General features: G+C 54.8%; 10 protein-coding genes. 7 read left to right on the top strand and 3 right to left on the bottom strand.

The annotated features are described in order from the left end of the window. The first annotated feature begins 526 nt into the window (after positions 1-526). The 6 genes from WBG83_RS21890 (at position 527) to WBG83_RS21915 (ending at position 6262) form a co-directional block, all read left to right on the top strand. Positions 527-1330, top strand: coding sequence for a 16S rRNA (uracil(1498)-N(3))-methyltransferase (locus WBG83_RS21890; RefSeq protein WP_336747506.1), 804 nt, complete (start codon positions 527-529; stop codon positions 1328-1330). 4 nt (positions 1331-1334) lie between these two features. Continuing rightward, positions 1335-2711 carry a tRNA (N(6)-L-threonylcarbamoyladenosine(37)-C(2))-methylthiotransferase MtaB gene (gene mtaB, locus WBG83_RS21895; RefSeq protein WP_336747508.1) on the top strand — a complete coding sequence of 459 codons (1377 nt, stop codon included), beginning with the start codon at positions 1335-1337 and terminating at the stop codon, positions 2709-2711. Positions 2712-2885: 174 nt separating this feature from the next. Next, entirely contained in the window at positions 2886-3317 is a 432-nt protein-coding gene (locus tag WBG83_RS21900) for an NUDIX hydrolase (protein WP_336747509.1), read from the top strand. After that, entirely contained in the window at positions 3317-4033 is a 717-nt protein-coding gene (gene deoC / locus WBG83_RS21905) for a deoxyribose-phosphate aldolase (RefSeq protein WP_336747510.1), read from the top strand. Before WBG83_RS21900 ends, deoC begins: the two co-directional genes overlap by 1 nt. A 79-nt stretch (positions 4034-4112) precedes the next feature. Further along, positions 4113-5504 (top strand): class I SAM-dependent rRNA methyltransferase, encoded by a 1392-nt coding sequence (locus WBG83_RS21910; protein ID WP_336747511.1) that lies wholly within the window; start codon positions 4113-4115, stop codon positions 5502-5504. Between the two features lie 44 nt (positions 5505-5548). Further along, complete coding sequence (locus WBG83_RS21915; RefSeq protein ID WP_336747512.1) at positions 5549-6262, top strand: 2-phosphosulfolactate phosphatase; 714 nt, start codon at positions 5549-5551, stop codon at positions 6260-6262. Positions 6263-6579: 317 nt separating this feature from the next. Here the strand turns inward: WBG83_RS21915 and WBG83_RS21920 are convergent, their stop codons facing one another. Both WBG83_RS21920 and WBG83_RS21925 read right to left on the bottom strand, forming a co-directional pair. Next, complete coding sequence (locus WBG83_RS21920) at positions 6580-7386, bottom strand: hypothetical protein (protein ID WP_336747513.1); 807 nt, start codon at positions 7384-7386, stop codon at positions 6580-6582. A gap of 16 nt (positions 7387-7402) precedes the next feature. Then, entirely contained in the window at positions 7403-8008 is a 606-nt protein-coding gene (locus WBG83_RS21925; RefSeq protein ID WP_336747514.1) for a GNAT family N-acetyltransferase, read from the bottom strand. Between WBG83_RS21925 and WBG83_RS21930 the strand changes: the two genes are divergently transcribed. Beyond that, complete coding sequence (locus WBG83_RS21930; protein WP_336747516.1) at positions 8007-8132, top strand: hypothetical protein; 126 nt, start codon at positions 8007-8009, stop codon at positions 8130-8132. The two genes, WBG83_RS21925 and WBG83_RS21930, sit on opposite strands and share 2 nt — an antisense overlap. On the opposite strand, the gene WBG83_RS21935 is transcribed toward WBG83_RS21930, so the two are convergent. Further along, positions 8117-8419 (bottom strand): hypothetical protein, encoded by a 303-nt coding sequence (locus WBG83_RS21935; protein ID WP_336747517.1) that lies wholly within the window; start codon positions 8417-8419, stop codon positions 8117-8119. The two genes, WBG83_RS21930 and WBG83_RS21935, sit on opposite strands and share 16 nt — an antisense overlap. Positions 8420-8625: the final 206 nt, after the last annotated feature.

The following is an 8625-nucleotide window of genomic DNA, read 5'->3' on the forward strand; positions in this document are numbered from 1 at the left end:
ACCAAACATTCATGAGTGTTCCGGGCACCCTCCATCACAATGCAATCACCATCACGAATGAACGAAGCGACGTAAAGCCTGCATTTTTCGTAAGAAACAGCAACCCCCTTTCGACCGCAGAAACAGCGGATGAAGGGGGTTTTTAGCTTCCGGCCCAGCTCGTTGAGGGTAATACGAAGCCGCTGAGTAACGGCAGATAACCGACCTCATAGAAATTTTCCAGTTGCATATTCTCAATCGCTCCCGACTCCTGAACTATGACTCAAGCATACACCAAAATTCGCCATTAGTTGAGTCTCGGGGGGGCGGAATGTGAGGTTTCATATACTCCAGACCCAACTCTCGATTCTATTCCGTATTTTGGTCATTTTACCTATTTTAGCTATTCTAGGGGATGAATTCAGCTTGTAGAAATGCGTGAACATAGGTGGCATTTGCTTTTGAAAAGTTGTATGATGAAGTTTGAGGTTTTTTTGTGTTTTATGAAATTAGGCTCGTTAATGACTAGGCTGGTGACAACAATACGATGCAGCGTTATTTCGTGGACGGAACGCAGTTCAGTGCCGATTCAGTAAGGATTACCGGCGACGATGCCCATCATCTTATCCGGGTGATGCGGGCGGAGCCGGGCGATCTCATCATATGCAGTGACGGGGCAAACCGGGAAGTGGAAGCGGAGCTTGTCCTGTTGGAGAAGCAGGAGGTTACCGCCCGGATCGTGCGGGAGCTTCCGATGGAGAATGAGCCGCACATTCAGGTCTGGATTGCGCAGAGCCTTCCGAAGGGCGACAAGATGGAAACCGTGATTCAAAAATGCACCGAGCTTGGCGCGGCGCGCTTCATTCCTTTTGTTTCTGAGCGCACTGTCGTGCAGTACGAAGCGAAGAAGGAAGCCAAGCGGCTGGAGCGGTGGCAAAAAATTGCCAAGGAAGCGGCGGAGCAGGCTCATCGCAACCGGGTGCCGGACATATCCGCGCCGCTGACCTGGAAGCAGCTGCTGGCCGAAGCGGCCCAGGCGGACAGTGGGCTCATCTGCTATGAGAAGCCGCAGGGGCAGGGAATCCGGGCAGCGGTGCAGGCTGCGATTGACAGCGCCGGCTGCGGCGGGCAAGCCGGGGCGGACAGCAAGCAGAAGCCAGACGGTACGAACCGGACGGCGATTCTCGTCGTTATTGGCCCTGAGGGCGGCTTCAGCGAGCGGGAGGTTGCCGAGGCGGAGAGCGCAGGGTGCCGGGCAATTAGTCTTGGCAGGCGGATTTTACGCACCGAAACTGCGGCTATGGCCGCACTCAGCTGTATATTATATGAAGCCGGAGAAATGGGAGGTTGAAGCAATGCCAACAGTGGCTTTTCATACATTGGGCTGCAAAGTAAACTTTTACGACACCGAAGCGATTTGGCAGTTGTTCAAGCAGGAAGGCTATGAGCAGATTGACTTTGAGCAAACCGCAGATGTTTATGTCATTAATACGTGTACGGTCACGAATACCGGCGACAAAAAAAGCCGTCAAATCATACGCCGTGCCATTCGCCGCAATCCGGAGGCGATTATTGCCGTAACCGGGTGCTACGCGCAAACCTCGCCTGCTGAAGTGGCGGCTATTCCCGGCGTTGACCTGGTCATCGGAACGCAGGATCGGGATAAGATCATTCCGCTGGTGAAGCAGTATGAAACGGAGCGCCAGCCGATTAACGCGGTGCGCAACATTATGAAAACCCGGGAATTCGAGGAGCTGGATGTGCCTGATTTTGCCGACCGGACCCGGGCCTTTCTCAAAATTCAAGAGGGCTGTAACAATTTCTGTACGTTCTGTATTATACCTTGGTCCCGCGGCCTGATGCGGAGCCGTACCCCGGAGAGCGTACTGAAGCAGGCGCAAATGCTTGTACAGGCCGGCTACCAGGAAATTGTGCTGACGGGGATTCACACCGGCGGCTATGGGGAGGATTTGGAGGATTACAGCCTGGCGCAGCTTCTGCGTGACTTGGACCGTGTGGAGGGGCTGAAGCGTATCCGTATTAGCTCGATTGAAGCCAGCCAAATTACGGATGAGGTTATTGAAGTGCTAAACAGATCGGACAAAATGTGCCGTCATCTTCACGTGCCGCTGCAGGCCGGCCAGGATGATGTTTTGAAGCGGATGCGCCGCAAGTATACCACGGCCGAGTTTGCCCGCAAAATTGAGCTGCTCCATCAAGCGCTGCCGGGGGTTGCTATTACGACGGACATTATTGTCGGCTTCCCGGGGGAAACGGAAGAGATGTTCGAAGAGGGCTTCCGGTTTATGGAACAAATGAAATTCGCTGAAATGCACGTGTTCCCTTATTCGAAGCGAACCGGAACTCCGGCGGCTCGTATGGAGGACCAAATCGATGAAGAGGTCAAAAATGAGCGTGTTCACCGCCTGATTGATTTGTCTGAACGGATGCAGCTGGAGTATGCGAAGCCGTACGTCGGTCAAGTGCTGGAGGTTATTCCGGAGCGGGCCCATAAAGGGACGGAAGGCAGCGGCCTGATTCAAGGGTACAGCGATAACTATTTGAACGTCGTCTTCGAAGGGCCGGAAAGCTGGATTGGCGAAATCGTACGCGTCCGGATTACGGAAGCAGGCGTCAACGAATGCCGCGGCGAAGCGGTAGAAGCGCCGAAGCTGAGGCATGTATCTGAAGAGCGGGACAATGCTTCTGAGCGTGTGCTTCTGCGCGCCTAGCAGACCGGAAGGTTGACAGATTGAGAGACAGCACGGCCGCATACGGCCGGCAAGGGGAGGGTTTCATTCGCAAGGTGTACCGCAGGAAGTGCGGCCGCTGCGGGTGAAATCCTTCTTGATTATAGGTCGGGAACAGCATGACCTAACGGATTTTCAGGAGAGGAGAAAATCGGGATGAGAGAAATATCAGCAGGAGGCGTGGTTTACCGGAAAACAGGAGACCTTCTTGAAGTTCAATTGATTCAGGACCGATTTGGCAAGATCACGCTGCCGAAAGGCAAGATGGAGACCGGAGAGACCGTCGAGCAGACCGCGCTGCGGGAAATCTCGGAGGAGACAGGCATTGAGGGCGTTATTGTGGAGCCCTTGGCGCGTATCGGCTACCATTTTCAGCACCCGAACGCAGGGAATGTGCAGAAGGAGGTCCACTATTTTTTGGTCGAGGCCGTAAGCGGCGAGCTGCATGCCCAAGTTGAAGAAATTCGCGGCGTGGAATGGCTGAGCCCGGCGGAGGCCTGGAGGCAGCAGCGGCAGCACGGGTACGACAACAATGATGGCGTGCTTCGCAAAGCACTTGAAAAACTAGGAATCGAGGTGCATGACTAATGGCGAATTCAAATGAAGCGGGGAGCGGCGCGAAGGGCGCCTTGCAGCCTGCAGAGCTTGCGGCATTCATTGACCATACGCTGCTAAAGCCTGAGGCGGGGGAAGCGGCGATTCGCAAGCTGTGCGAGGAAGCGCGCCAGCATCAATTTTACAGCGTTTGTGTAAACGGAGCCTGGGTGCCGCTGTGCCGTCGCGAGCTGGAGGGCAGCGCGGTTCGCATCAGTGCTGTATGCGGCTTCCCCTTGGGGGCGATGGCAGCGCGCTTAAAAGCTGCGGAAGCGCATCAGGCCGCTCAGGACGGCGCGGTGGAAATCGATATGGTGCTTTCTGTCGGCCACCTGCTGGAGGGCAGCTATACGACGGTTCAACACGATATTGAAGCCGTTGTCGAGGCGGTTCGCGGTCAAGCGATTGTAAAAGTAATTATGGAGACGGGACTGCTTAACGAGGAGCAGAAAAAAACAGCCTGCCGCATTTCCGAGCAAGCCGGCGCTCATTTTGTAAAAACGTCCACCGGCTTTGGGCCCGGCGGAGCCACTGTGGAGGACATTCGCCTCATGCGGGGGTCGGTCAGTGCGTCGATCGGCGTCAAAGCGTCTGGCGGTATCCGGGACATACAGGCGGCTCTTCGAATGATTGAAGCGGGAGCAACCCGGCTTGGGACCAGCTCGGGGGTAGCGATTGTGCAGGGGCAAGCCGGCTCCGGGCAGTATTAATAGCCCACAGATAGAAGAAGCCGGGAAACCGGCAGCAGTGGCAAGATGGAGATAAAAACAATAGGGGGAGCTTCACTTCATGACATCGGTTTATTTGCAGCGCAGCCGCAAAAAACGGCTGGAACAGGGACATCCTTGGGTTTATCAAAATGAGATTGAACGGGTGGAGGGGGAGGTTGTACCCGGATCGCTGGTTCAGGTGCTGGATCACCGCGGCCGTTTTCTGGCTGTGGGTACGGTAAATCCAGCTTCCCAAATTACGGTACGGATTATGGCATATGAGCCTGTAGACAAGCTGGATCGGGCTTTTTTTGCCGAGCGCTTCAGACGCTGCAAGGCGCACCGCGAGCGCTTCTTGTCCGATACCGGCGCGTGCCGGATGGTATACGGGGAAGGAGATTCCTTGCCCGGGCTCGTTGTGGATAAGTTCGGTTCCGTGCTTGTCGTTCAGATACTAAGTCTTGGTATGGATATGTACCGGGACGAGCTGGTAGAGGCGCTAGTGGAGGTATTCGCTCCGCAAGGCATTTACGAACGCAGCGATGTGGCAGTCCGCGAGCTGGAGGGACTGGAGCAGCGCACCGGTGTGCTGTATGGGGAATGCCCGCGGCACATCCTTATCGAAGAGAACGGGCTTAAGCTGGAGGTCGATATCGTTCAGGGGCAAAAAACCGGCTATTTCTTCGATCAGCGGGATAACCGCGCCGCGATCGCGCCGCTTATGCTGGGCTGGGGGAGCCGCAGCGGCATTACGCTGGAGGAGCGGGAGAACCCGGAAGGCGGCCGGAGTCTCGTTCCTGTGAACCGTGGCGGCAAAGAGGTTACCTTTCCTTATTGGGACGGGGCAACCGTGCTGGAATGCTTCTCGCATACGGGAAGCTTCACCTTGAACGCCTGCCGGGCGGGGGCTAAAAAAGTGACCTGCCTGGATATATCCGCTCATGCGATTGATACTGCACGCAGAAACGTGGAGCTCAATGAATTCGGGGAGCGGGTAGAATTCGTCGTTGCCGATGCGTTCGATTATTTGCGTCAGCAAATAAAAGGTCTGGATGAGCGGAAGCAGCGTGCGGAAGCCGCTCAAGGCCAAAGCGGAGCAGGAAAGAGCAAGGTGGATACCTCAAAGCCGCTTACGTCGGAAGGCCGGACGTGGGACGTCGTCATTCTTGACCCGCCTGCATTCGCCAAGACGCGTTCCGCTGTTGAGAGCGCCTGCCGCGGCTACAAGGACATTAATCTGCATGCGCTCAAGATTATTAATGAAGGCGGGTATTTGGTTACCGCCAGCTGCTCTTATCATGTGCGGCCTGACCGGTTTCTGCAAACGGTTCAGGAGGCGGCTCAGGATGCCGGGAAGGTGCTGCGGCTTATTGAGTACCGTGGCGCAGGCAAGGATCATCCGCGATTACTGGGAGCGGAGGAGGGCGACTACCTCAAATTCGCCATTTTTGAGGTTCGAAGCCGGAGCTAGGCTTTACTAGGATGAAGAGGTCCGAGAGGAAGGGGAAACACCGTATGGATATTCAGATTTATCAATTGCTGGAAGGGGCGCGGCAGGCCCGCGGTCTGACCGTCATTATCGATGTGTTTCGGGCATTCTCCGCCGCTTGTTATGCTCTGGAGGGCGGTGTTGCCCGAATTTACCCTATCGGCAGGCAGGAAGAGGCTTATGCTTTGAAGAAGGACAATCCCGAATTTATTCTCGTCGGGGAGCGCGGCGGGGTGATGCTTCCGGGCTTTGATTATGGCAACTCTCCGTGGCAGCTGCAGCAGGCGGGCCGGAACGGTCAGCTGACCGGCAAAACGATGGTGCATACGACGAGCGCCGGCACACAGGGCATTGTAGGCGCGCAGCAGGCGGATGAAATCATCACCGGCAGCTTCGTCAATGCCGGCGCCATCGCGCAGTACATTCGCACGAAGCAGCCGCAGCATGTGTCTCTCGTATGTATGGGTCTTGGCGGCGAAGAAGAGGCGGACGAGGATACCCTGTGCGCCGAATGGATCAAGGCGGAGCTGGAGGGACGTCCGGGCGATTTCGATGCGGTGATCCGGCAGCTGCGGGATGAGCGGCGGACGGGCAGCTTTTTGGATTTGGTCGGGGAAGCGTCGGCACCGGAGGAGGACTTTGGCTTGTGCCTGGCGCTAAACCGGTTTTCATTTGTATTGCGGGCTGAGCGGGAGCCCGGCACAGACCGGCTTCAGCTTGTGCGGGTGTCGGCGGAATGAATCATGATGAATGAAGCAGTAGAGTGACGTAGCTTATTTCGGCAGGCAGGAAACTAACCAGCGCTTAGTCCCCGCAGCGAGCAGGACCGTCTGTGAATTTCGCCAGCGCGAGAAGCACAGACGGTTTTTCTTATATTGTGAATATTATGAATGAACAAACGTGATTTGGAGGGCTTTTTCAAGAAAATACTGGGCGGTTTTATCAGGAGAAAACGATAGAATCAAGTCAGGCTGGCTGTTGCGGTATGCTGCTTGGTATCGATGGTTCGAACAAGCCACATCTCTCCATACACTGCTTGAATTAGCTCCAGACGGTGTTATATCTTCAGTGAGAAGCGGGTATCGTCATCATGCCGGTTCCTGGAAAATTTCAAGGAGAAGATGGTTTTCCTGACAATCCAGGTGGAGGTCATAAGGATATGTCCCTTCCGGGCATGCTCCGGAAGAACGGCCCATTCTTGATCAATTTCTTCAGCGCTTTGCTCGGAGTCTCCGAACAGAGCCAGCTTTTTATAAACCGGGTGACGCTCGGGATTCGTCACTCTGAAGATCAGACGAGCCAAATTAAAGAGGAGCAGAGCGCCGGTGATGCCCTGTATCCACAGCAGGACTTGCACATTGCTATCCAAGGAATGTGTGGTATCAATAAAGAACGGCAAAAAATCGCCACCCTGGTCCAATTTCCCGGCTCCCTTCAGGACCTCGGCTAGAACAGCCACTTTCAGTGGGAAGATGGTTCCAGTGAGAGGAACAGGAACGGCTTCATCGGGCAGCGTCCGGACGATAATGAATTTATCGTTGACCTTGATATAAGAGAAGTCATAGTCTGTTTCTTCTTTGCTCTTCATCCTTGCAAATGAATCCTCCAGCCAGTGCACCTGACTGGCGACTGCCTCGTATACCTCATCCGGTTCAAAACGGACGTTAATTTTATGCTGCTCATACGTATCCTTTATCGCAACCAGCTCCTCAGAGCGGATCTCAAACGGGCCAAACCAATAATTAAAGAGCGCTCTTTGATAGAAGAAGCTGATGCCAAGCACAAAGACAAACAAAAGCAGATTGGCAATCACGAAGTTTCGGTTGCATCTCCGCAATTGTGCTTCCATAAATGACGGGTTCATTATATTCTCCTTTCTTTCAAATGCCTGAAAAGAACTCGCCGGCCGCGCGGCTAGCCGTCTCCCGCCGTCTGCCGTTCTCCTCATGAATCATCGCATACATGCATACATCCTCGAAGCGGCCTTTGGCGAAGAGGTGCTTTCTCATGATGCCTTCCAGCTGCATTCCATTTTTCTCCAACACGTTGGCGGAGGCCCGGTTGTCGACATGGCAGCGGGCTTCGATGCGGACAAGCTGCATGATCTCAAACCCGTATGACATCAGGGCCCGGACAGCCTCGGTCATATAGCCCTGCCGCCAGTATGCTTGCGATAGCGCATAGCCAAGCTCCGCCTTCGCATGCTGAGTGCTCCAGTTAACGAAGCCGCAGGTGCCGATAAGGCTGCCCGCTGCTTTGTCCTCTATGCCCCACGGGGCGGCCTGTCCTTCCTCGTACATCCGAATGGCAGCACGGATGAAAGCCTCCGTCACATCCTGGGACGGATGGGGATACCAGGTGGTAAAACGGGTCACAGCAGGATCCGAGCAGTATTGGAACATAGCCTGCGCATCGGCAGTTGTCAATTTTCGCAGCCGCAGACGCGGCGTTTCCAAGGCGGGATATTCAAAGGGGCCCTGTTTCATGGAAAAGCCTCCCGTCGTCTCAAATGATTTTGGCTTCCGGCCGGTTCATCCCCCTGAATGGAACGAAGGGGCAGCGGATGAGCTGATGCGGGGGGAAGCGCCGCCGGTTTACATCTTGCGGTAATGGGGAATTGCATCTTTTAATCTGATTTTGAGCTTGCCTGCACCGGTGGCTTCATCCTGCAGCTTGTCCAGCTCGAGGAACTGCTGCATCGAAATCATTTGATAATGGCTCGCCTGGAGCGCGATCAGATGCGCTTGGAGCATTTCCGGCGTAATCGTATAGTCCGAGGCTGCCGGATCAAGGTGATGATATTCCAGAACAGCGACCCGGTTGCTATAATGACGGCCATTGCCCGGGTGCAGGGCATCGTTCATCATCGCCCAAGCCAGCAGGCGGCCTCCTGCCAAGATCAACGTGCATGTTCTGAAGCTGCTTCTCATAATCAGGCTTCGTTTCTGTGTTGTACAAAGGAATACGTTCTATTGTATTACAAACCGAGCCGCAAAGGAAAAGCAATTTGGCGTAAGGCACTGGTCCTAGTGCTATATTCCGCAAATAGGCCAACGTTTAAACGCTCAGGGCTTTACCCTTGTATGCCCATTTGAAAGGCTTG

It is taken from the genome of Paenibacillus sp. y28 (genome assembly GCF_037137075.1).
GTDB lineage: Bacteria > Bacillota > Bacilli > Paenibacillales > NBRC-103111 > JBBBNV01.

Bases quoted from the DNA above. Each gene is read 5' to 3' on its own strand.
- WBG83_RS21900 (WP_336747509.1), top strand. From the start codon at position 2,886: ATGAGAGAAATATCAGCAGGAGGCGTGGTTTACCGGAAAACAGGAGAC.
- deoC (WP_336747510.1), top strand. From the start codon at position 3,317: ATGGCGAATTCAAATGAAGCGGGGAGCGGCGCGAAGGGCGCCTTGCAG.
- WBG83_RS21920 (WP_336747513.1), bottom strand. From the start codon at position 7,386: ATGAACCCGTCATTTATGGAAGCACAATTGCGGAGATGCAACCGAAAC.
- WBG83_RS21890 (WP_336747506.1), top strand. From the start codon at position 527: ATGCAGCGTTATTTCGTGGACGGAACGCAGTTCAGTGCCGATTCAGTA.
- WBG83_RS21925 (WP_336747514.1), bottom strand. From the start codon at position 8,008: ATGAAACAGGGCCCCTTTGAATATCCCGCCTTGGAAACGCCGCGTCTG.
- WBG83_RS21930 (WP_336747516.1), top strand. From the start codon at position 8,007: ATGGAAAAGCCTCCCGTCGTCTCAAATGATTTTGGCTTCCGGCCGGTT.
- mtaB (WP_336747508.1), top strand. From the start codon at position 1,335: ATGCCAACAGTGGCTTTTCATACATTGGGCTGCAAAGTAAACTTTTAC.
- WBG83_RS21910 (WP_336747511.1), top strand. From the start codon at position 4,113: ATGACATCGGTTTATTTGCAGCGCAGCCGCAAAAAACGGCTGGAACAG.
- WBG83_RS21915 (WP_336747512.1), top strand. From the start codon at position 5,549: ATGGATATTCAGATTTATCAATTGCTGGAAGGGGCGCGGCAGGCCCGC.